Annotated in this window: 15 protein-coding genes; 2 read left to right on the top strand and 13 right to left on the bottom strand. The window is 70.1% G+C overall.

Features of this window, described 5'->3' with window-relative positions:
- From G6O69_RS02675 to G6O69_RS02615, 13 genes are all read right to left on the bottom strand, one after another.
- A complete protein-coding gene (locus G6O69_RS02675; protein ID WP_172301958.1) occupies positions 1 to 600 on the bottom strand; it encodes a hypothetical protein in 600 nt (199 codons plus the stop codon).
- Between the two features lies 1 nt (position 601).
- Positions 602 to 2,491: a pilus assembly protein PilM gene (pilM, locus tag G6O69_RS02670; protein ID WP_172301957.1), complete on the bottom strand. Its 1,890-nt coding sequence runs from the start codon at positions 2,489 to 2,491 to the stop codon at positions 602 to 604.
- Positions 2,492 to 2,503: 12 nt separating this feature from the next.
- Positions 2,504 to 3,964: a type II secretion system protein GspK gene (locus tag G6O69_RS02665; RefSeq protein ID WP_172301956.1), complete on the bottom strand. Its 1,461-nt coding sequence runs from the start codon at positions 3,962 to 3,964 to the stop codon at positions 2,504 to 2,506.
- A complete protein-coding gene (locus G6O69_RS02660; RefSeq protein WP_172301955.1) occupies positions 3,964 to 4,662 on the bottom strand; it encodes a type II secretion system protein GspJ in 699 nt (232 codons plus the stop codon). Before G6O69_RS02660 ends, G6O69_RS02665 begins: the two co-directional genes overlap by 1 nt.
- Positions 4,659 to 5,546 carry a prepilin-type N-terminal cleavage/methylation domain-containing protein gene (locus G6O69_RS02655; RefSeq protein ID WP_172301954.1) on the bottom strand — a complete coding sequence of 296 codons (888 nt, stop codon included), beginning with the start codon at positions 5,544 to 5,546 and terminating at the stop codon, positions 4,659 to 4,661. The genes G6O69_RS02660 and G6O69_RS02655 overlap by 4 nt, the downstream gene beginning before the upstream one ends.
- Before the next feature lie 3 nt (positions 5,547 to 5,549).
- Complete coding sequence (locus tag G6O69_RS02650; protein ID WP_172301953.1) at positions 5,550 to 6,437, bottom strand: prepilin-type N-terminal cleavage/methylation domain-containing protein; 888 nt, start codon at positions 6,435 to 6,437, stop codon at positions 5,550 to 5,552.
- A gap of 6 nt (positions 6,438 to 6,443) precedes the next feature.
- Entirely contained in the window at positions 6,444 to 6,881 is a 438-nt protein-coding gene (locus tag G6O69_RS02645; RefSeq protein ID WP_172301952.1) for a type II secretion system protein GspG, read from the bottom strand.
- Positions 6,882 to 7,042: 161 nt separating this feature from the next.
- Positions 7,043 to 8,287, bottom strand: a complete 1,245-nt coding sequence (gene gspF, locus G6O69_RS02640) for a type II secretion system inner membrane protein GspF (protein ID WP_172301951.1) — start codon at positions 8,285 to 8,287, stop codon at positions 7,043 to 7,045.
- A gap of 19 nt (positions 8,288 to 8,306) precedes the next feature.
- On the bottom strand, positions 8,307 to 10,250 hold the full coding sequence (locus G6O69_RS02635) for an ATPase, T2SS/T4P/T4SS family (RefSeq protein ID WP_172301950.1): 1,944 nt from the start codon (positions 10,248 to 10,250) through the stop codon (positions 8,307 to 8,309).
- 4 nt (positions 10,251 to 10,254) lie between these two features.
- Positions 10,255 to 12,531, bottom strand: a complete 2,277-nt coding sequence (gene gspD / locus G6O69_RS02630) for a type II secretion system secretin GspD (protein WP_172301949.1) — start codon at positions 12,529 to 12,531, stop codon at positions 10,255 to 10,257.
- Positions 12,532 to 12,578: 47 nt separating this feature from the next.
- Positions 12,579 to 13,601: a type II secretion system protein GspC gene (gene gspC, locus G6O69_RS02625; RefSeq protein ID WP_172301948.1), complete on the bottom strand. Its 1,023-nt coding sequence runs from the start codon at positions 13,599 to 13,601 to the stop codon at positions 12,579 to 12,581.
- A 22-nt stretch (positions 13,602 to 13,623) separates the two neighbouring features.
- A complete protein-coding gene (locus tag G6O69_RS02620; RefSeq protein ID WP_172301947.1) occupies positions 13,624 to 15,039 on the bottom strand; it encodes a sigma-54 dependent transcriptional regulator in 1,416 nt (471 codons plus the stop codon).
- A gap of 189 nt (positions 15,040 to 15,228) precedes the next feature.
- Positions 15,229 to 15,786 carry a hypothetical protein gene (locus G6O69_RS02615; RefSeq protein WP_172301946.1) on the bottom strand — a complete coding sequence of 186 codons (558 nt, stop codon included), beginning with the start codon at positions 15,784 to 15,786 and terminating at the stop codon, positions 15,229 to 15,231.
- Positions 15,787 to 15,815: 29 nt separating this feature from the next.
- Here G6O69_RS02615 and G6O69_RS02610 point away from each other — a divergent pair, with 29 nt between their 5' ends.
- Both G6O69_RS02610 and G6O69_RS02605 read left to right on the top strand, forming a co-directional pair.
- Entirely contained in the window at positions 15,816 to 17,021 is a 1,206-nt protein-coding gene (locus G6O69_RS02610) for a sulfotransferase (RefSeq protein ID WP_172301945.1), read from the top strand.
- 55 nt (positions 17,022 to 17,076) lie between these two features.
- The gene (locus G6O69_RS02605; RefSeq protein ID WP_172301944.1) at positions 17,077 to 23,484 is read left to right on the top strand and encodes a hypothetical protein; all 6,408 of its coding nucleotides are present in this window, start codon (positions 17,077 to 17,079) and stop codon (positions 23,482 to 23,484) included.
- The last annotated feature ends 78 nt before the right edge of the window (positions 23,485 to 23,562 follow it).

Here is a 23,562-nt window from a genome sequence, read left to right as displayed (position 1 = left end):
CTACTCCTCCTCCTCGGCCGCGTCCGCGTCCGCGTCTTCGCTGGCCTCGGTGCGCTCGTAGGTCGCCAAGGTGATCTCGACGTTGAGGCGATCCTCGCTCGCGCTCGGCGAGCGGATCGACAGGCCCGTGGTCAGCACCGTGTGGCCCTCCTTGCCCTCGACCTCGCTGAGGAACTTGGTCAGCTGCGCCAGGCTCACGCTGCGCAGATCGACCTCGATGGCCCGCATCTGCAGGCCGGAGGTGAGCTCCACCGGCGGCTTCTCGGCCTGGCTGCCGGTCTTGACCTCGGCGACGGACTCGGCCTGCTCGATCAGCGAGGAGAAGAGCAGCTTCTCGGACGAGAACTTGTCCTTCTTCTTCTCGATCTCGGCGAGCTTCTCCTGATAGGAGGCGCCAAAGGTCCGGGTCATGTCGAGGCCCTCGCGGAGGTCGGCGACCTCCTCGTCGATGGCCGAGAGCTTTTGGTGGCGCAGGAAGAAGAGCAGCGCCGTGGACATCACGAAGAACACCCCGATCAGCGCGAGCACCAAGGTCCGCTCGCGCGGCTGGAGCTTCTCCCAGAAGTTGGGGCCAGCGTGTTTTGCGTCGACCTTGGCCATCTCAGTCCTCCTCCTCTTCGTCGTCTTCGAGCTCCTCGGGCTCCTCCTCCTCGGGCTCCTCTTCCTCGCTGGTCATGCCGGTGGCGAGGTTTCCGTAGAAGCAGTTGTGGTCGAAGTTCATCTCGAACACGCGACGGTCGTTGCGCTCGTTGACCTTGCCGGTCTTGACCTCTTGGATGCAGTTGACCTGCTCGAGCTTGCGCGCGAGCCGGTCCTGGGCGGAGGTCCGCGTGGCGCTGAGCTTCATCTCGGTCTTGAGCTCGCGGATCTCGATGTAGCTGAACACGAGGTCGTCGTCGGCGAGGATGCCGGCGTTTGGATCGGTGACCACGGGCGGGCCGGCGGCGGGATCCTCGGCGGGGGTCTCTGCCTCGGGCTGGCTCGCGGCCGCGCCGGTCGGATCGTCGGCGGCCGGGAGCATCGGGGTGCCGTCGGCGGCCAGGGGTACGGGCTGGCCGTCGGGGGTCAGCACGACGACCTGGCCGGTCTCGTCCACGCTCGAGGTGTAGCCCGGCGGCAGCTCGATCGGGGCCGCCTGCTCGCGGCCGCCCGCGGGCGCGGCGAGCTTGGTCAGGGCCTCGAGCACCTCGAGGGCGCCGCGCTCGGGGATCTTGCTGTTGATGTCGCCGCCTTCGACGGAGGCGAGCTTGGCCTGGACCTCGGCGCTGCTCGACAGCTGCTGGCCAAAGGCCCGGAGGCTCTCGCCCTCGAGCTCGGCCAGGTAGGCGTCGCGGTGGCGCTCGGCCGCGCGTACGCGGACCAGGGTGTCGACGGTGGCGAAGCAGAGAATCGCCACGCCGAGGGCGAGCAGGGTCGAGAGGTGCTGCTGGATCCACTGGCCCTCGCCGCCGCCCTCGAAGGCGTCGTGGAGCTGGATCAGCGGGCGCCGGCCGGTGGCCATGGCCGTGCCCAGAGCGATCAGCGAGCCGCTCCAGTCGTGGCCCTCGACCCCGCGCAGCTGCGGGCTCTCGCGCGGGGCGACCGGGCCGACCTCGACGCCGGTCTCGGCTTGCAGCCAGGTCCCGAGGTCGCGGAGCAAGGTGCCGCCCGAGAGGCGGATCTCGACCACGTGACAGCCGACTTCGGCGCGCAGCCAGGTCCGAGTGTGCTCGATCTCCCGCAGCAGCGGCTGCATGGCCCGACGGACCGCGGGGTCGTTGAGGGTGCCTTCGCGCTCGAGCGCGGCCTGAGCCGCGGCCTTGTCGATGCGCCACAGCTTGGCGAGCTCGCGGACCAGCTGGCGACCGCCGCGGCGGAGGCTGCGGGCGGCGACCGGGCCCTTCTCACCGAGCGTGACCAGGTCGGTGCTCTTCTCGCCCATGTCGACGATCAGGCTGACCGGCTGGAGCTCGGGCTCGACGCTCGGCGGGAGCGGGGGCGTGGGCGTGCCCGCCATGGCCTGGGCCATGGCCAGCGCGCCGGTGGTCACGACCCGGAGGTCGACGCCGGCGAGCTGCATGCGCGCCACGATGTGGTCGATGTTCGCGCGCTTGGCCGCGACGACCAGCGCCCGCCCGCGGCCGTCGCCGCGCTTGACCGCGAGGTGGTCGACGGCGAGCTGCTCGATCGGCAGCGGGAACTGGCCGTCGATCTCGAAGTCGATCGCCTGGGCGATCTGCCGCGGGTCGTCGAAGGGGAAGCTGAGCACGCGGTAGCTGCCCTCGCCGCCGGGCAGCGAGATGCCCGTGGGCAGGTGCTTGAGCCCGCGCTCGCGGATCAGCTGCAAGGTGGCGTCGATCGCCGGATCGAGGGGGTGCCCCCCCTCCTTCTCCGCGGGCTGGATGGCCTGCTCCCAGACGTGCAGGACCTGGACGCCGCGCAGGCCAGAGGTGATGACGGCGATCTTGACCTTGCGGTTGCCGAGGTCGATGCCTACGAACTTCTGCGCCATGTGGACCTTCAGTCAGTCTTCCCGGTAGTAGAGCCACGCGCCCTTGCCCTGACTTTGGCTGCGCGCGTACTGGATGTCGTAGACCGCGGTCAGGCGCTTGCTGACGCTGCCCACGGTGGTGATGATCTCGATGCGATAGATGCGCTCGGGCTCGACGGTCGCGACGTCGCGGAGCCCGCCCCAGCTCGCGCCGTCCTTGGTCCCGGCGATCTCGCGGACCACGATCCCGTCGGGGATCTTGGGCATGTTGGCGAGCATGTCCGCGTCGCTCTCCTCGCCCATCATGGTCAGCGGGTTGGCGTACTTGTCGGGGTCGTTGACCAGCTCTTTGAAGTCTTCGAGCTTCTTGAACAGGCTGAACTCGCGGGACTCGACCACGTAGTTGGCCAGCGGCATGGTCATGGTCAGGAAGTTCTCGCCCTCGGTCTTCCAGCGGTCCTCGCCGCGGACCGAGTGGCGGATGACCTGAGCGATCTGCTCGGCGCTGGCGAAGTTGATGTTGACCTTGCAGCCGCCGTAGACCGTGAGCTCGGGGGCGAAGGCGGCCATCCAGTCGTCGTCGATGCCCTCGACGAGCTGGAGCTCCTGGACCGAGTCGAGGCGGGCGTCGCGGGCCTCGTAGGGATCGACGAGCTCCTGGTAGCGGTAGCGCTCGTCCTGGGAGCTGTTCGCCAGGCGGTAGGTGCTGAACTTGCGGGTGTCGGGGTCGATGTAGTCGACCAGCGCGCGCAGGACCTCGTAGCGCGGGTAGCGGTTGCCGTCGCTCTTCTCCTCGTCGAAGAGCGGGTCGTAGAGCTTGGGCATCAGCAGCGCGTCGAGGGTCTCGTAGGTCCGCGCCTGGGGCGTGTCGTTGCCCTCGCTCTCGACCGCGAGGCAGTTGACGTTGATCTTGCCGCTCTCGGCCTCGAGCCGGACCTCGAAGGTGCCGCCGCCGTCGAGGGCGAGCTCGTTGAGCGAGCTGGTGTCGAGGCCGACGAGCGCGCCGAGGCCCTCGGCGCCGTCCTGGGTGCCGAAGATCGACATCAGGTAGGGCGCCAGCTGGGTGATGTCCATGGCCCCGACCATCTCGCGGAACTGCTTGGAGTTGAACACCATGCGCTGGAGCTCGAAGAGCAGGGTGGACAGCTGCATGGCGCCGCGCTGGATCGCGCGGGCGCGGACCTCGTCGCCGTGGTTGACGGCGGACTGCCAGTCGACGCGCGCCTTGTAATTGAAGGTCGCCGTGAACGGGAAGAGGATCGCCAGGGCGATCAGCACCAGCAAGATCGCCACGCCCTGCTGGTTGCGGGCCTTGGGCTTGCGCGGGCGGCTGGACTTGCCGCCGGGCGCGGGCTTGCGCGGGCGCTTGGACCCGCGGGGCCGCTTGGACCTGGCCTCGGGCTTGGACCCGCGGGGCCGCTGGGATCGCCTCGCTCCGCGCTTGGGGGAGCGCTCGCGGCGGGTGCCCTGCTGTGTCTCGCGCTGCGCCATCATCACTTCTCCAGGTCGATCTTTTCCTGCATCGGCAGGGTGGTCTGGGTGACGAAGTAGCGGACCTCGTTGGTGATCGGATCCTCGATGCCGAGCTTGATCTCGACGCGCTGGGGCAGGCGATCGGGCTGGGCGTCGTTGGCGGTCGTGCGCCACTCGTCGAGCCACTCTTGGTTTTGATCGTCCCAGTAGCGCAGCTCGAGGCTCTCCACGTCCTCGCACAGCACGTAGGCCGGGGCGTAGCGGCGCAGGTCCTCGGGCAGGTCGCCGGTCAGGCGCTTGGTCTCGCGGCGGTAGAGGTGGCTGCGGCTCGAGTCCTCGGGGTCGTCGGCGAGGAAGTACTGGATGACGGTCTGATCGCTCTCGTTGCTGTCCCTGCGGATGCGCAGGTGAGAGAAGCTCGAGAAGCTCAGGTTGCTGCCGTCGGCGTTGGTCCGGCCCTCGAAGAGGGTGAAGTGGCGGGTCTCGGCGCGCGGGCGGTTGAAGGACAGGTAGGCCCCGGAGATCTCCGCGGCCATGCGGTCGACGGTGTTGCGGATGTTGGCGTGGCGATCCTGGATGGTCTCGGTCGCGTCCATCGCCCGGATCGTGGCGCTGAAGCTGCTCCACACCGAGACCATCATCATCGTGATGATCGCCATCGCTACCATGACCTCGATCAAGGTCATGCCGCGCGCGCGGGCCAGGGCCGCGCGGCTCACTTGTCGACCCCCACCTGCATGCTCTTGGTGCTCGTGCCAGAGGACGAGCTGCTCGAGGTGTCGCTGTCCTCGGTGGTGCCCGAGTCGTCGTCCTCGTCGGTGAATTCGTCGTCGCTGGCGGCGCTGACGTTCTGCAGGGCCATCGGGTCGGTCCAGAACGTCTGGATCGCGTAGCGCTGCTCGATCCCGCCGGAGGTCCACTGGACCTCGCAGTCGACCTTGCGGATCGCGGCCTCGATCGCCTCTTTGATCATGGCCCAGACCATGCCGAGGCCGGCGAAGGCCTGGTCGCCGGCGTCCATCATGTTGTCGTCGTCGCCGGCGGCCTCGTCGACGTCGTCCTTGGCCTCGATCAGCTGGTTGTACTCGGGCAGCTCGATGAAGTGGATCGTGCACTTCCAGGTGATGTCGTCCCAGCCCTGATCGCTGAAGTCGCCCTCGACCTCGACGTCGGAGTTGGTCCAGCCGTCCTTGCGGTGCTGCCACTCGAGCTCGATGATCTGCCAGTCGGCGAGCAGCGCAGCCGCGCTGATGTCCCGGGCGTAGCGCGTGGCCTGCATGCTGTTGAGCTGCGAGCCGAGCATCGAGGTCATGACCACGGAGAGGATCGCCACGGCGATCAGCACCTCGAGCAAGGTGAAGCCGGCGGCGCCGCCGTAGCGGTGCTCGTCGTCCTCGTACTCGTCGTACTCGTCGTCGTCGTACTCGTCGTTGTCGTAGGCGTCGTCGTCGTAGGCGTCGTCGAGATCGGGCGCGCAGTCGTCCGCGGCGAGGTCGTCGTCTCGCGGGTCCTCGCCGTCGACCAGGGTCTCGCCCGCGTCGACGGACGCGAGCCGATCCTGGCCGCGCGTCTGCTCGTCTGCGTGGGTGTGGGCGTCGGCCATGGCTCAAAAGCTCCTCTGCTCGGCCTTTTCGCCGAGCGCGTCTTCCTCGTCGCCGACGAGGCTGGGCAGCTCGAGATCGATGAGCCCCGGCTCGACGGTGACCTTGCCGGTCAGCGGCTGGACGATGATGGTGTACTCGAGCGCCTCTTCGCCGGACATGCGCTGGCGCAGCTTGGGCTCGCCGCGCAGCTGGATGTGCGCGAGCTGAGTCTGGCCGCGGGGAAAGAAGTAGAGGTCGGCCTCGCCCTCGGTGACCGGCTCGACGTAGGCGTCGGTGTGCACGCTGATGATCTCGACCCCCTCGGGGAAGACGATCGGCTCACCGAGCTCGCCGAGGGTGCCGTCGGGCTCGAAGGACTCGAACAGCGGCTTGCGAGCGCGCGGGACCTGCTTTTGCTGGACGGCGTAGGGGTCGAGGGTGTCGGACTCTTGCCCGGCCTGCATGTAGGCCGAGGCCACGGAGCTGTAGTAGGCGTCGGCGGCCCGCTCGTCGCGCTCGGCCTGATCCTCGAGCTGGTCCGCTTCGGGCACGAAGAGCTCGCCGTTGCGGTCGGTGGCCGGGAGGTACATGGCCTCGTCGGCGCGCTGGATCTGGAAGCTGCGCTCCTCGAAGTTGACGTGGATCCGGTAGTGCGCGCTGGTGAAGCGCGCGCGGTCGTAGGTGAAGCGGATCGTCGAGGCCAGCTGGTTGGTCGAGCGGACGATCTCGGCCTGGTTGGCCGCGCCCATGGTCACCGTCGCGCTCCACATGATCAGCACGATGATGAAGAGCACGACGAGGATCTCGATCAGGGTCAAGCCGCGCTGGCCGGCGCGCGCGCGTGCGCAGCCGCCGGCGGGTCGTCCCCCCCGGCAGCGCGCGCGCGCGTTCACGATGGCCAGCCCGAGCATGACGACCTACTTGTCCTCTTCCTCGGGCTTGTCCTCGTCCCAGCTGTTGACGTCGTCCTCGGTCCCGATCGTCTTGTCCTTGCCGCCCGAGGTGATGTCGACGCTGCCGTGCTCGCCGGGGCACTTGATCTCGTAGGGCTGCCCCCAGGGATCCTTGGTGACCTTCTTGATGATGCCGGCGGCCTTGAGATCCTCGACGCTCTTGGGGCAGTCGTTGCGCTGGATCTGGTACATCTCGATGCTGGTCTCGAGGTTGACGATGTCCTTCTTGGCCGTGTCGACCTTGGCGTTGCCGAGGGCGTTGGACGCGACCACGGCCACGCCGCCCATGATCAGGCCGATGATCGCGAGCACGACCAGGATCTCGATCAGGGTCATGCCGCGGGTGCCACGGGAGGCGGCCTTGCGGATCGCCTGCTTGCGGGTTTCAACGAGGGTGCTCATCTGGGTCTCCATTCGCTCTGAGATCGTGAACGCTGCGCGCTGAGATGCAAAGGGCGCGCTGATGCTTGTCAACTCGGCGGTGACCGCCGCTGCTTTTGTCGAAATGTCGGGCCAGGCCGGGGCGCGGGTGGCGGCCTGCGCCCTGCGGTGAGGTGCGCGCGTCACTGGGCCCCCAGCTGGTTCATCTGGAGGATGGGGGTCATGATCGCGAACACGATGAAGCCGACGCTGCCGCCCATGAGCACGATCATCAGGGGCTCGAGCAGGGCGGTGGCGCGGGTGATCGCCGAGGAGGTCTCGCGGTCGTAGGCGTCGGCGAGGTCGGTGAGCATCTGCTCGAGCTGACCGGAGCGCTCGCCCACGGCGATCATGTGGGTGACCAGCGCCGGGAAGTGCCCGCTGCGCTTGAGCGCGGGGGCGATGCCTGCGCCCTCGCGGATCTCGTCGCGCGCCTGGGTCAAGACCTTCTCCAGGATCACGTTGCCGAGCAGGCTGCGCACGATGTCGAGGGCCTGGAGCAGCTGCACGCCGCTCGACAGCATGGTCGCGAGGGTGCGGGCGAAGCGGGCGATGGCGATCTTGCGGGCGAGGCCGCCGATCACCGGCAGCGAGAGCAGCAGGTGGTCGGTGGTCTCGCGGCCGGCGGGCGAGTTGCGGTACTTGCGGGCGAGGTAGACCACGCCGATCGCGGCGAGGATCACCAGCCACCAGAACTTGGTCACGAAGTCGGAGGTGGCGATCAGCGTGCGCGTGGTGAAGGGCAGCTCGGCGCCCTGGCCCGCGAAGATCTCGGAGATGCTGGGCACGACCTTGACCATCAGCAGGGCGACGACGCCGATGCCGACCACGGCCATGGCCATGGGATAGAACATCGCCGTGGTCAGCTTGCTGCGCAGCTCCTCTTGCTGATCCATGAAGTCGGCGATGCGGATGAGCACGGTCTCGAGGGAGCCCGAGGCCTCGCCGGCGCGGATCATGTTGATGTAGAGCTTGGTGAACACGTGGCCGTGGCTGGCCATGGCGTCGGCGAGCGACGAGCCCTCGTTCACCTTGCTGCCGATGTCCGAGAGGATGTTCTTGAAGTTCGGGCTCTCGACCTGCTCGGTCAGCGCGACCAGGGCCTCGGGCAAGGTGACGCCGGCGCACAGCAGCGTGCTCAGCAGCCGGGTCATGCCCGAGACGTCCTTGGGGCGGATGCGATCGAAGAGTTGGCCGAGGTCGATCTCGCGGCCTCCGCCGGTCGCTCGGCTGCTGCTCGCGGACCCGGCCGCGGCCTCGGTCACGGCGGTCAGGTAGACGCCCTTGCGCTTGAGCACGCCCTTGAGCGCGGCCACGCTGTCGGCGGTCTCGATGCCCTTGACGGTCTTTCCGCCGGCGTTCAGTCCGGTGTAGGCGTAGGCAGGCATGGGCGCTCTCTAGCTTGACTCAGGCTTCCTCTGCGGTCACTCGCATGACCTCGTCGACGGTGCTCAGGCCGCACAGCACCTTGTGCGCCCCGTCGTCACGAAGGGTGCGCAGGCCCTGCTCGATGGCGGCGCGCTTGATCTCGGCGCCGCTGGCGTTGCGGGTCGCCAGGCGACGGATCTCCTCGGTCACGGCGAGGACCTCGTAGACGCCGGTCCGCCCGCGGTAGCCGGTGTGGTTGCACTTGTCGCAGCCCTCGGCGACCCACAGCTTGCCCGGGGGCGGGAGCTGGTAGCCGGGCGGGGCCGAGAGCGGCATGACCTGGTCGTGCTCGTCGCGGATCGGCACCTTGAGGCACTGCTCGCCGGCGAAGAAGGCCTCGGGGATGATCCCGAGCTCCTCGAGCTCCTTGGGGTCGGGGGCCTGGGCCCGAGCGCAGTGCGGGCAGACCCGCCGGATCAGGCGCTGGGCCTGGAGCGCGACCAGGGAGCTGGCGACCAAGAAGGGCTGCACGCCCATGTCGACCAGGCGGGTGATGCCCGTGGCCGCGTCGTTGGTGTGGATCGTCGAGAGCACGAGGTGGCCGGTCAGCGACGCCTGGATGGCGATCTCGGCGGTCTCGCGGTCACGGATCTCGCCGACCATGATCACGTCGGGGTCGTGGCGCAGGAAGGAGCGCAGGCCGGCGGCGAAGGTCAGGTTGATCTTGGCGTTGACCTGGACCTGGCTGATGCCCTGGAGCTGGAACTCGACGGGGTCCTCGACCGTGAGGATGTTGAGGTCGGGGGTGTTGATCTCCGAGAGCGCCGAGTAGAGCGTGGTCGTCTTGCCCGAGCCGGTCGGGCCGGTGACCAAGAAGATGCCGTGCGGGCGGTTGATGGTCTCGCGGACGACCCGCAGGTGGTCCGGGGCGATGCCGATGCTGTCGAGGTCGAGCATGACCGCCGACTTGTCGAGCAGTCGGATGGTGATCCGCTCGCCGTGGGAGACCGGGGCCGTGGCCACGCGCATGTCGACCTCCTTGCCGGCGATCTTGCGGCGGATGCGGCCGTCCTGGGGCAGGCGCTTCTCGGCGATGTTGAGCCCGGCCATGATCTTGACGCGGGCGATGATGCTCGAAAGGTGGCCCTTGGGCGCGCGGCGGACCTCCTTGAGCACGCCGTCGACGCGGTAGCGGACCACGACCTCCTTGTCGCCGGGCTCGATGTGGATGTCGGAGGCCTTGACCTTGGAGGCGTTGAAGATCAGCGAGTTGACGAAGCGGATGATCGGCGCGTCCTCGGCCGAGGCGTGGAGGATGTCCTCGTCCTCCTCGTCGAAGTCGTCCTCTTTCTTCTCGAGGTCGACGTCCTTGGTCCGCTTCGAATAGGTCTTGTTGATGAGCTCGAGCAGCTCGGTGCGCGAGGTCAAGATGATGTCGAGCTCGGCGTCGTAGACCGTCGACAGGTCGTCGAGCTCGTCGAGGCGCAGCGGGTCGGCGGCGAGGACCTCGAGCAGGTCGTCGTCCTCGTCGAAGCGCATCGGGAGCACGAGGTTGCCGCGGGCGTAGCCGATCGGCAGCTGCTCGACGAGCTCGTCGTCGAGCTCGGACTCCTCGACGCCGAGGCGCACGGGCAGGCCGAACTGCTGGGCGAGGGCGCGGGCGATGTCGGCCTCGCTACAGTGCTCGAGGCGGACCAGGGTCTCGCCGACGCGCTCGTCCTCGAGGTGCTGGGCCGCGAGCGCCTCGTTGAGCTGCTCGGGGGTGACCACCCCGGCCTCGAGCAGGAGCTCGCCGATCTTGCGGCGATCGAGGGCGGGCGCGGGCGAGGGCTGAAAGGCCTGGGCGGCGTGGGCCTGGGCGGCGTGGGCCTGGGCGGCCGCCGGCGGCTGCGGCGGCGGACGCCTGGCGCCCGTCGGCGGCTGCGGCGGGCTGGCCGAGGGTTGCTGCGGCGGCGGAGGAGGGGGCTTGCGCGGCGCTGCCATCAGCTCACTTGGTCCTCGTCTTGGTCCGCACCTTGGGCGTGGCCTCGGCCTCGGCCTCGCTGTCGGCAGGCCGCGGGCTCATGCCGATCTCACCGGTGATCCGCTCGGCGGCGAGCTCGGACTCGGCCTGGCGCAGGAGCAGCTCCTGGGACTCGAGCCGCCGGGCCTCGCGGTCGATGTTGGCGAGCAGCCCGGCCTTGGACCGGTAGTTGACGTTGATGTCGAGGTCCTTGCGCTTGAAGCTGGTCTCGCGCTCGAGGAACTCGTAGCGCTCGCGGGTGCGCTGCTCGTGGATCCGCCGGATGTCGTCGGCGGTCTCGACCACGTGGGGGACGAGGATGATCAACAAGTTGATCTTCTCCTTCTCCTTGACGCGGCGCTTGAACAGCCAGCCGAGGATCGGGATCGAGCCGAGGCCGGGGACCTGCTGGACGTTCTCGACGTCGCGCTCGCGCATCAGCCCGCCGAGCACGACGGGGAGGTCGTCGCGGGCGAGCACGTTCTCGAGCTTGATGCGCCGCTTGGTCGTGGTCACGCCGAGCACCGGGTCCGGGGCGCCGACGAGGTCGCGGTCCTCGAGCTCGATGTCGAGGGTCAGGCTCTCCTCGTCCTTGACGTGGGGCGTGACCTTGATGTCGAGGGTGACGTCCTCGCGGTTGATCGACTGCAGCGGGGTCAGCGAGGACCCGCCGGTGCCGGTGCCGAAGGACAGCGCGCCGGGGGTCGGGACCTTGCGCCCGACCTCGATCTCGGCCTCCTTGTTGTCGGCGGTGTAGATATGCGGCTCGGCGACGACGTTGACGTCGTCGTTGGTCTGCAGGGCCTGGATGACCACGCCAAAGGCCGGCGGGGCGGTGTCGAGGCCGAGCACCGAGGTCGCGCCGGTCAGCTGCGGGCCGAGGATGCCGGCGGCGAGGCCGGTCAGCGCCGTGGGCGAGATCAGCAGCGAGCTGGTGTCGATGGACGGGGACGACGAGACCAGGCCGTAGGCGTTGCCGCTGTCGAGGTTGAACTCGTGCATGTAGTGCGCGCCGGCGCCGGTCGTCAGCGTGTGGCTGACCGAGACCTCGAGCAGGTAGATCTCGAGGTAGACCTGGCGACGGTCGGCGTCGAGCTCGTCGATGACCGGCTCGAGGCTCTTGTAGTCCGCGGCCGAGGCGATGATCACCAAGGAGCGGGTCGACTCGTCGGCGGTGATCTTGACGTCGCCGGAGAACAGCTCGGCCGAGGCCCCGCCCTGGGCCGCGCTCTTGTTCGCGTTCGCGTTCCTGGACGAGGCGCCGCCGCTGCTCGCGCCCTGGACCAGGTTCTGGAGCACGGTGGCGACCTCCTTGGGGTCGGCGTTGCGCAGCTTCTTGACCCGGATCCGCCCGCCGCCGCCGGGCAGGCGCACGTCGAGCTGCTGGATCAGCCGGAGGATCGTCGAGTAGTCGCTCTCGGAGGTGGTGATGATCAGCGTGCCGGTGCGCGCGTCGACGATCACCCGCGAGAAGTTGGCCTCGCTGCCGCTGTCCGAGGACTTCTTGCTCTTGCTGCTGCTGCCCGAGGACTGGCCCTCGCCGAACACGTCGCGGATGATCTGCGCGACCTCCTCGGCGTCGGCGTACTGGAGCTGGTAGAAGAAGATCTTCTCGCCGGTCCCGCCGCCGGTGTCGAGCTCCTGGATGATCTTGAGCAGGCGGCGGACGACCGAGCCGCGGTCGGTGACGATCAGCAGGTTACCGACGACCTCGACGCTGCCCTGCTTGCTCTTGAGCTTGTTGGCGAGGTCGGCGATGTCCTTGGTGTTGCTGCTCGTGACCCGGACCAGCTGGGTCACGTAGCGGTCGTTGTTGGGGACGGGCTTGCCGTCCTCGTAGACCGGGAGGTTGAGCGACTTGGCGTCGGCGCTCTCGACGATCTTGAAGTAGTCGCCGGTCGGCTCGACGGTCAGGCCCATGCTCTCGATCGCCGCGTAGAAGGCCGCGTAGGCCTCGCGCAGCGTGACCTTCTCGGGCGAGAGGACGGTGACCTTGCCGCTGCGGATCTTCTCGTTCCAGATGAACTTCTGGCACGAGATCGTCATCATCCACTGGACCAGCTGCTCGAGCTCGGCCTCGCGCGGGATGGTGATCGTGAACTTCTTGCCCGCGGGCCACTTCTTACACGAGTTGGCCCCGGCCTCGTCGCCGCTGAGCTCGCCGCCGGGGCTGGCGGCGCCGGTCGTCGTGCGGGTCGGCGGAGCGGCGGATGCCGGGGCCGCGCTCAGCAGCATGGCGGCGGTCGAGGACGCGATCGTCAAGCCAAAGACGGCTCCACGAGCTTGGCCCCTGAGGGCGTTCGAGACGCTCATTTGATGTCGATTTCCTTGTTGATGGTCTGCCCCTTGCGCTCGATGACCACCGAGAGGTGGGAGGCGCGGCGGAGCTTGGTGTAGAGACCCATGGCTTGATCGATGGACTTGAGCTGCTGGCCGTTGACCGAGGTCAGCAGGTCACCGTTCTTGAGCCCGAGCAGCTTGGGGAGGCTGCCGGGGCGGATGCCGTAGAACTTGTAGCCGGTGGTCTCGCCGTCGCGGACGGCGGGGACGATCCGGGCTTGCTTGGTCAGCTGCGCCGGGTTGGCGAGCAGCTTCTCGACGAAGGCCTTGTCGACGGAGCAGCTGGCGTAGTCGGAGTCGCACTGGATGGCCTCGGTCGCGCCCTCGATCTCGCGGCTGTTTCGCTTGCGCTCGCGGGTCTCGGGCTCCGGGGCGGCGGCCGGGGCGGCGGCGACGGGCGGCGGCTCGGCCCCGAGCTCGATGTACTCGAGCTGCTGGCCGTTGCGGAACACGACCTTGCCCCGCTCGACGCGCTGGACGACGACGTTGGTGCGCAGCTCGTCTTGGGGCACGTAGGCCGCGAGCACGTTGCTGTCGGTGTGCAGGATCGTGGCCATGGAGTACTCGGGGTCGTCGGACTCCATGGTCGCGAGCAGCTGCAGGGGCAGGCGGCTCTTGATCTCGCCGGGGCGGACCGGGGCGTTGACGCCAGGCACGGCGGCGGCGTTCTCGATGAACTCCGGCGGGGTGCAGGTCGGGCAAAAGATGCTGCCCGCGAGCACGGCGTCGGCGACCTGGCGCTTGCGCGAGGCGGTGGTCGGGGCGTCGCCGGCGAGCTTCTCGAGCATGCGCTGCTGCTGCTCGAGGCGCTGGGCCTCGGCCTCGTCCTCGTCGAGCGCCTCGTCGTCCTTCAGCACGACGGCCTCACCGGCGGGCTGAAGCAGCACCTTGGTGCCGACGAAGTTGACCAGGGCGCTGCCGGCGAAGAGCACCACGATGGCGACGCCGACCAGCCTGATCAACCAAAAGTACTTCTTGAACGCGGCTTCCATCGCTGCGGCACTCCTGGGGGTCTCAGTGGATCACGCCCTTGCCGTCGCCATCTTTGCTCTTTTGCGGGGTATAGCTCTCGTCGCGGATCAGCCCCGACTCGAGCTTGCGGTAGATGGTTCGCGTGGCGATGCCGAGCAGGTCGGCGGCGAGGCGCTTGTCCCCGCGGGTGAACTTGAGGGTTTCCATGATCATCCGGCGCTCGACCTCCTCGAGGGGGGTGCCGACGGTGAAGGTCAGCTGGCGTCCGTGTCCGGCCTGAGGGTCGCGCAGCTCCGGCGGGAGATCATCGACCTGGATCACCGACCCGCGGGCGAGGACCACGGCGCGCTCGAGGGCGTTCTCGAGCTCGCGCACGTTGCCCGGCCAGCCGTAGTTGGCCATCATCTCGACGGCCTCGTCGCAGATGCCCTCGACGGCCTTGGCGTGGCGGGTGGTGTACATGCGCAGGAAGTGGTCGGCGAGCAGCGGGACGTCCTCGAGACGATCGCGCAGCGGGGGGACACGGATGGGGACCACGTTGATGCGATAGAACAGGTCCTCGCGGAAGCGCCCAGCCTTGACCTCGTCCGTGAGATCGCGGTTGGTCGCGCAGACCAGGCGAAAATCGACGCTGGTCGTGCGCCCGCCGACGGGCTCGACCTCGCCCTCCTGCAGGGCGCGCAGGAGCTTGACTTGGACCTGGAGGGGGACCTCGCCGATCTCGTCGAGGAAGAGCGTGCCAGCGTCGGCCTCCTGGAAGCGACCCGGGCGAGCGCGCACGGCACCGGTGAACGCGCCCTTCTCGTGGCCGAAGAGCTCGGACTCGAGGATCGACTCGGGCAGCGCCGCGCAGTTGGTCGCCACGAAGGCCTGGTTGACCCGCGGGCTGTGCTCGTGGATGTAGCGCGCGAGCAGCTCCTTGCCCGTGCCGCTCTCGCCGAGCAAGAGCACCGTGGCCGACGAATTCGCGGCCTGGCGGGCCATCTCCAGGGTCGCGCGCATGACCTGGCTGTTGCCGATGATGTCGCGCTTGGTGACCGCGGCGAGCTGGGCCTTGAGCTCGCGGTTCTCGGCCACGAGCACCTGCTTGTCGAGGGCCTTGCGGACCGCCGAGACCACCGCGGCGCGCTTGAGCGGCTTGCTCACGAAGTCGTAGGCCCCGAGCTTCATGGCCTCGACCGCGTTCTCGACCGTGCCGTAGGCGGTCATCACGATCACCTCGACCTCCGGGGTGATCGCCTTGACCGCCTTGAGCAGGTCGTCGCCGGTCATGCCCGGCATGCGCAGGTCGGTGATCATCACCTGCACGGGCTGACGGCGGAGGATCTCGAGGGCGCGGCGGCCGTTGCCGGCCGTGAGCACCTCGAAGCCTTCCTTGTTCAGGACCTTCTGGAGAGCCTCGAGGATGTTGGCCTCGTCATCGACGACGAGCACGGTCGGCGCGCTAGGGTCGGACATCGAAGCGGATGTTCTAGCAAGTTCGAGGCCGATCCCTTTATCACCAGATCTCGGTGACTTGAGGAGGGACCCAGAGGCCCTTCACGGTCCTCATGTCACGGTGTCTGGGCATCGCTGACATTTTGTCAGCTAGAGTGAGCGCAAATAATTCGCCATGAGCGCTTCCGCGCTGGTGACGCGGTGCCGGTGTCAGCGTGCGCCGCTGAGCTCGTCGCGGCAGTGCCCGGCGATCACACGATAGATCAGCGCGCAGTGCTTCTTGGCCGCGCGCCGAGCATAGTGTTCTTCGATCTCGTCGTAGCGCTCGGCGCAGGCCTGGTAGCCAAAGCGCGTCGAGCCGATCTCCTCGCCGGCGTCCTCGCAGTAGCTGCGGGAGTCGACGCTCCCCAGGCAGAGGTTGGTGACGTCGGGCAGGGAGCCCTCGCACCAGCTCGAGACCCCGGGGCAGGCCTCGATCCAGTCGAGCACCGCGTCGACGCAGCCGTCGACGTCGAGCTGCTCGCGCTCCCAGGCGGGCGGCGACTGGGGATCTTCGAGGGTGACTCGGCGATAGTCCTCGAACTGCTTGTAGTTGCGAGAGGTCGTCGCGCCGAAGATCAGCATGAGCAGCGCGAGGGTCAGGCCGAGGACCACCAGCACCTTCAGGCCCGTGCGGCGGCGCGCCTCCGCGTCTCGGGCGTCTTCTGCTTCGCCGGCGGCGGGGGCGGCCCCGTCGGGCTCGATGGGCTCGGAGGAGGGCTCGGTCACCGGGCGGGTTTTAGCGCCGCCGTCGGCGGGTGTCGACGCGACACGCGGTCACGGCGGCGGCGCCGTGGTACTCCTCTCGGGGCATGGTCGCCCTCGACGAAGACAGCCTCCTCGCAGCCGCTGCGGCGCGCACCGGGGTCGAGGCGCCCCTCGAAGACACCTTCGTCCCTGCTTTTCGGGCGCTGTTGGGGGCCCTGCGCCGGGAGGCGCGGCTGTCTGCCGCTGGTCGCGCGCGGGCCTCGGAGCGGATCATGCGTGAGCTCGAGCGCCGAGTCGCGCTGGCGAGCCTCGAGGCCCGGGAGCCCGCGCTGGCGACCATCGCCATCGAGCGGCCGGTGGTGATCACCGGCTTCCCGCGCACGGGCACGAGCTTGCTGCTCAACTTGCTGGCCCGGGTCGAGGGCCTGTGGGCGCCGCCGCTGTGGCAGCTGCGCGAGCCGGTTCCGCCCGCCGGCGCGTCCGAGGACAGCCTGCGCGCGCAGGCCCAGGCCCAGCTCGACGCGCTCTTTGCCGCGGCGCCGCAGCTGCGGGCGATCCACCCCATGGATCCGGACTGGCCGGACGAGTGCAACTGGCTGCTGCGCAACAGCTTCTCGACGCTGCACAACGCGTTTTCGTGGTTCGTGCCCAGCTATGTCGAGCACCTCGGCAGCGGCGACATGCGCCCGGCCTACGCGGATCACCGCCGCTGGCTGCGGGCGCTGGTCCACCGCCGCGGCGGGGCGCAGCCGCGGCTGGTGCTCAAAGATCCCCTCCACCTGTGGCAGCTCGAGGAGCTGTTCGCCGTCTACCCCGACGCCACGGTGATCCACCTGCACCGCGACCCGGATCAGGTCGCGCCCTCGCTGGCGAGCATGTGTGCGACGATGCAGAGCGTCGACAGCGACGCCCCGCGCAGCGCCGCGGAGATCGGGGCCTACTCCCTGCGGATCCTCGAGCGCGGCCTCCAGGCCCTCGAGCGCAGCCGAGCCACGCTGCCGGCGGCGCGCTTCATCGACATCCCCTACCGCGAGCTGATCGCCGCGCCGGGGGAGGTCGTGCGTCGGCTCGGGCGTCAGCTCGAGTTTCGGGTCGACACGGAGGCCCTCGCAGATGCTGGCGAGTGGCTGACCGCCAACCGCCCGCCCCGGGTCGGGGGCCACCGCTACGAGCTCGAGGACTTCGGCTTCAGCCCGGAGCTCCTCGCCGAGTCGTTCTCGGACTATCGCGGGCGCTTCCGCGGCCAGATCAGCTGAGCGGTCGCCAAAATCGGGCGACGGCAGCGGCCGCGCGCGATTACACTCGCGGGGTATGGAACTCGAGCAACTCGAGGCGCTGGCCCTGAGCCCGGCCGACGAGCGCGAGCAAGCCCTCGCGCAGCTGACCCCCGGGAGCGAGGACGACTTCTTCTATCGCTGCTTGAACCATCAGCTGCGCGGTGAGCTCGAGGCCGTGGACGGGCTGCTCAGCGCCTGGGTCGCGCGTCACGGCGAGACCGCCCGCGTCCAGGAGATCCGCGATCGCCAGGCGCTGCTCGGCTTCCCCCGCGATCCCAAGGCCAGCTGCGAGCACCTGCGCTGGCGCCTGGGCCTGCGCTTCGATCATCAGCCCGAGGTCGAGGGCACGGCGGGGAGCCTGGCGACGCGCCTCGATCCCGAGCTGGTCTCGCGGGCGCGCTTCGAGGGTGAGGCCCTGCGCAAGCACGCGAACTTCGAGGGCTGCACCGACCTGGCCCTGCGCCGCCTGGGCGCGCGCGAGCTCTCGCTCCCGCGTCTGCGCGACTGGCTGGGTCGCCAGGACTTTCCAGATCACCCGCGCCTGGTCGAGCACGTGCTGCGCGAGCTCGAGGACCGGCACTCGCGGGGCTTTGGCGGGTTCGCGATCCACACGCGCATGACGCTCGCGCAGCTCGACGCCCTGGCGGCGCACCGGCCCGCGCTGCTCGCCGATCACCGCTTCGTCGAGACCCGCTGCGCGCGGCTGATGCCCGGCCCCGACGTGGACCTCGAGGGCGAGCGCGAGGCCCGGGCCGCGCACCTGGACGCGCTTTGGGCCTACGTCGGCGCGCTCCCGCCGACCCACGCCTCGCTCGCGGTCCACGTGCTCTATCACCGCCTCGACCACGCCCGCCGTCGCGGCGTCGCGCTCGAGCCGGGGGCGCTCGAGACCTACCTTCAGCTGCCGCGCTCGGCGGCCCGCGGGGGCCTCGAGCAGCGCCTGCGCACGGCCCGGGGCGAGGCCGTCGAGTGGGCGGATCTGCAGGCGGACTTCTCGGGGATCACCGGGCTGCCGCCCGTGGGCGACGACGAGGCGCTGATCCGCGCGCTGCTCGAGCAGCGCTTCGCGGATCCGGCCGTCCAGGACTTCCGCGCGCTGATCGAGCTCGTCGACGCCGACTACCTGCGCCGGGTGTTCGCCGAGGCCAAGATCCTCGCCGCCTCGGGGGCAGGGGCGAGCCGCGAGAGCGAGGCCTGGGCGGCGTTGCTCGACGATCCCAGCGACTACCGGCGGATCGCCGAGCGCGTGGAGATCCGCTTCGCCCCCGACAACCCCGAGCGCTTCGCCCCCGGGCAGCCCGTCGCGCTCGCGGTCGAGGTCAAGAACGTGGCGACGCTGCTGGTCAAGGTGTTCGAGATCGACACCCGGGCCTACTACCAGGCCCACGGCCGGGCCCTCGACGCGGACCTCGATCTCGACGGGATCGTGGCCAACGACGAGCGGACGATCGACTATGACGCGGCGCCGACCCAGCGGGTGCGCCGGCGCCTCGAGTTCCCGGGGATCTGCGAGCCGGGGGCCTACGTGATCGAGCTGATCGGCGGCGGGCGCAGCAACCGGGCGCTGATCCAGATCGGTGACCTGCGCGTGCTCGAGCGCCCGAGCGCGGCCGGCCACGCCCTGACGATCCTCGACGATCAGGGGCAGATCCTGCCCGCGGCCAGCGTGGTCTTTGGCGGCCGCGAGTACCGGGCCGAGGGTGAGGGCCACGAGATCTACCTGCCCTGGGTGCACCGCTCTCGGCGCGCGGATCTGCTCTTGTGCCACGGCAAGGTCACCGCGATCCGCCCGCTCGAGCTGCGCACCGAGGACTACGACTTCGAGGCCGGCTTCCACGTCGAGCGCGAGCAGCTGCTCGCCGGCGCGCGGGCCAAGCTGGTCGTCCGCGCCCGCCTGAGCCTGCACGGGGTCGCGCTCCCGCCGGCGCTGCTGCACGACACGGTGCTGAGCATCAACGCCGATGATCAGCAGGGCGTGCGGACCAGCGACCGCGTCCCGCTGCGCCTCGCCGGCGACGACGAGGGCCTGCGCTGGGCCGAGGCTTGCCATGAATTCGAGGTCCCCGCGGGGCTCCGGCGGCTGTTCTTGCGCCTCGACGCCAAGGCCCGCAACGTCAGCCAGCAGCGCGAGCTCGACCTCTACTTTTGCGAGGTCCTCGAGCTCAACGTGATCGACGGCGAGGCGGCGATCGCCGGGCTGCACCTGCTGCCCGCGGCCGAGGGCTACGTGCTCGAGGTGCGCGGAAAGTCCGGGGAGCCGCGCCCGGGGCTCGCGGTCAATCTGCTCATCGAGCACCGCGAGTTTCGCGACAAGCTCGCCCTGGCCGTGCAAAGCGACGCCCGCGGGCGCGTGGAGCTGGGGGCTCTGCCGGGGATCGCCACGCTCGAGGCGACCCTCGAGGGCGGGGCGACGCAGCGCTGGGCGCTGCCCCAAGCCGAGCTGCACGTGCCCCGGCTGATCCAGCTGGGCGCCGGCGAGGTCCTGCGCCTGCCCCTGGACGACGCGCCGGCGAGCGAGGCGAAGCAGGGCGCGGGGGAGGCCTTGGCGACGCTGCTCGAGCGCCGCGGCGAGGGCTTCGTGCGGGAGCTGGGCGCGGCGCTGCGCGTCGAGGACGGCCAGCTGTGCGTCGCCGGCCTCGAGCCGGGGGACTACCTGCTGCGCTTCTTGGACGGCCGGGCCCAGATCGAGCTGCGCGTCGGCGGGGCGCAGCGGGTCGCTGGCTGGGCGCTCTCGCCACGCCGCCACCTCCAGCTCGGTCGCCGCCGCTTCGCGCGGGTGGCCGAGCTCGCGCTCGAGGCGGGGGGGGAGGCCGGGGGTGAGGCCGGGGGTGAGGGAGACCGAGAGGTCCTGCGCGTGCGCGTGGACGGGGTGGCCGAGGACGCCCAGGTCCACGTGTTCGCGAGCCGCTACCTGGGCCCGCGAGATCCTCGGGCCCAGCTCGACCGGGATCCGAGCCCGCGCCTGGCGACCCGCGAGGTCGAGGCGCCGCGGGCCCGCTACCTCTCGGGCCGAGACATCGGCGACGAGCACCGCTACATCCTCGAGCGCCAGCGAGGCGAGCGCTTCGCCGGCAACATGCTCGCGCGCCCGAGCATGCTGCTCAACCCCTGGGCGCGGCGCCGGACCTCGACGAGCCTGGCCCACGCGGCCGCCGGTGGCAGCTACGGCGCGGCGCCGTCGGCCTCCGCGAGCATGGGCTACGACGGCGGCGGGGGCTCCAAGGGGGCGTCTCGCGACAAGTCCTACGTCAACCTCGACTTCCTGCCGCAGCCCGGGGTCGCCTGCGTCGGCCTCGTGCCCGACGCGGCCGGAGAGGTCCGCGTCGACGCGGCGCTGCTGGCTGGCGCGAGCCTGGTCCAGGTCGTGGTCAGCGACGCCGATGGCCTGGCCACGAGGCGCCTGCGCCTGCCGGAGCGCAGCATCGAGCCGCGAGACCTGCGGGTCCTCGACGCCCTCCCGGCCACGGCCCACGTGATCCAGCGTCGGCGCCACGAGGGCCTCGCGCCTGGGCAGGGCCTGGTCGTCGAGGACCTGCGCACGGCCAAGCTCGAGCTCGTCGACAGCCTGGCCAAGGCCTACGCGCTGCTGCGCAGCGCGAGCGAGAACGTGCTGCTGCGCGAGTTCGAATTCGTGACGCGCTGGCCGACGCTCTCGCCCGCCGAGCAGCGCGAGCGCTACTCGAAGTACGCCTGCCACGAGCTCAGCTTGTTCCTGGCGCGCAAGGACCCCGAGTTCTTCGCCGCGGTGGTCCGCCCGCACCTCGCCAACAAGCGCGAGCGGACCTTCATGGATCGCTACCTCCTGGGCGAGGCGCTCGACGCCTACCTCGAGCCGTGGGCCTACGGCCGCCTCAACACCCTCGAGCGCATCTTGCTGGCGGGGCGCTGCGCCGGCGAGGGCGGGCCGCAGGGGCCGACGAGCCGGCACATCCGCGAGCGCTACGAGGTCCTGCCCCCCGACCCGGCCGGACAAAACACGGTCTTCGAGCTGGTCTTGCAAGCCAGCGCCCTGAGCACCAGCGACGGCCAGGGCGTGCGCGCGGCCGCGAGGCAGGCGATGGCCGCACCTCCACCGGCGCCGCGCAGCCCGGCCCCGGTCAGCCCACAGATGGCGCGGCCCAAGGGCGCGGCCAAGCGGGGGCGGGCGGCCAGCAAGAAGATCGCCGAGGAGGTCATGCGTGGGTCGGCGCTCGAGCTGGCCGAGAAGGCCGAGAAGATCGAGCGCGAGCAGGCGGCCCTCGAGGAGCTCGAAGAGGGCGCGGATGCGGAGGGCTTCGCCTCCGCGCTCGGGGGCCGGGCGGGGGGAGGCGCCGGCGCGCGGGCGGACCTCGACGCCCGCGAGCGCTCGCGTCGCTTGTTTCGTCCCGCGGACGAGACCCAGGAGCGGGCCGAGACCCACTACTATCGCCTGCACCTCGAGAGTCAGGGCCCGGAGCTGATCCCCGTGGGCGCGTTTTGGCGGGACTTCGCCGCGCACGTGCCCGCGGACGGCCCCTTCCTCTCGGGGGAGTTCTTGCGCGCGACCTCGAGCTTCGCCGAGATGATGGGCGCGCTCGCGGTCCTCGATCTGCCCTTCGCCGCCGAGGCCTCGGCGACGCACAGCGAGGGCGCGCGCCTCGAGCTGCGCGCGACCACGCCGCTGATCGCCTATCACCGTCAGATCACCGCGGCCGAGCCCGGTGAGGGCGTGGGCGTGATGGTCAGCCAGCAGTACTTTTGCGCCGGCGACCGCGAGCGCTGGGAGGGCAACGAGCGCCGCGAGAAGCCCGTGCGCGGCGAGCTGCTCGTGCACACGATCTACGCCTGCCGGGTGGTCCTGACCAACCCCACGGCCGCGGCCCAGACCCTCGAGCTGCTCGTGCAGCTGCCCGCTGGCTCGCTGCCGGTGGCCGGGGGCAAGCCGACCCGCGAGCACCTCGTCGGCCTCGAGCCCCACGGGACCCACGCCTTCGAATATCAATTTTACTTCCCCAGCCCCGGGCGCTTCTCCCACTTCCCGGCCCACGCGGCCAAGGACCAGCGGCTGGTCGCCTTCGCCGAGCCGACCAGCCTGGAGGTGGTCTCGCGCCCGCGCAGCGTCGACCACGAGTCCTGGGCCCACGTCTCGCAGCGGGGGGATGACGCCGAGCTGCTCGCCTTCCTCGCCCGCGAGAACCTCGAGCGCGTCGAGCTCTCGCGGATCCAGTGGCGGATGCGCGATCGCGGGCTGTTCTCGGCGGTGCTCGAGCTGCTCACTCGCCGCCACGTCTACAGCAAAGCGCTGTGGTCCTACGCGCTCTTCCACGCCGAGCCCGAGGCCTGCGCGACCTACCTGCGCCACGAGATCACCTTCTTGCGCGGCTGCGGCCGGGCCGTGGACGCGGCGCTGATCCGCGTCGATCCCTTCGTCCACGGCTGGCTCGAGCACCTCGAGTACACGCCGCTGATCAACGCCCGGGCCCACCGCTTGGGGGCCAAGCTGCGGGTCCTCAACGAGTCCTTCGCGATTCACTACCGCGAGTTCCTGACCGCGCTGACTTATGTGCGCGAGCCCGGTGCCGAGGCCCTGCTCGCCGCTTGCGCCCACATGCTCAACCAGGGTCGCGTCGCCGAGGCGATCGCCTTGCTCGAGCGCGTCGACCCCAGCGCGGTCGTGGGCCGCATGCAGTACGACTACCTGCGCGCCTACGTGGCGCTGTGTCGCCTGGACGCGGCCGGCTTGGCGGCGGCCAGGTCGATCGCCGAGCGCTACGCCGAGTATGGCGTGGATCGCTGGCGAAAGCGCTTCGTCGCGCTGCTCGCCGTGCTCGACGAGGCCGAGGGTGAGGGGGCGCGGCTCGTCGACGCCGACGACCGCGATCAGGAGCAGGCCGTGCTCGCGCAGCGAGAGCCGAGCTTGGAGGTCGAGGTCGAGGGCGAGGCGCTGGTGATCTCCCACCATGGCCTGACGCGCTGCGAGCTTCGCCTGCACCGGATCGATATCGAGCTGCTGTTCTCGCGCCAGCCCTTCATGCAAGATCCCTCGGCGCGCTTTTCGATCGTCGCGCCCAACTACCGCCAGGAGATCGCGCTGCCCGAGGCCGGCGGGGAGCTGCGGGTCGAGCTGCCCGCGGGCTACCGCCGGAGCAACGCGGTCATCGAGCTCGCGGGCGGAGGCGCGCGGGCAGTCCGCGTGAACTACGCCCACGACCTGCGCGTGCGCATCAGCGAGGCCCTCGGGCAGCTGCGGGTGGGGGCGCGGGAGAGCGGGCGGCCGCTGGCGGGGGTCTACGTCAAGGTCTACGCCCGCGGCCGCGGCGGGAGTGTCGCGTTTTACAAGGATGGCTACACGGACCTGCGCGGGGCCTTCGACTACGCCTCGCTCTCGACCAGTTCCCTCGAGGGCGTCGAGCGCTTCGCGGTGCTGATCGTCAGCGAAGAGCGAGGGGCGCTCACTCGCGAGGTCGCGCCGCCGCAGGCTTGAGCCGCGGCCCCGCGGCCGGCTGAATCTGGGTTGATCCGCGCACGTGACGGGACTTCGATGACGGCGGGGTGGAGTCCT

It is taken from the genome of Pseudenhygromyxa sp. WMMC2535 (assembly GCF_011083025.2).
This window is presented reverse-complemented; position numbering and strand designations above follow the sequence as displayed.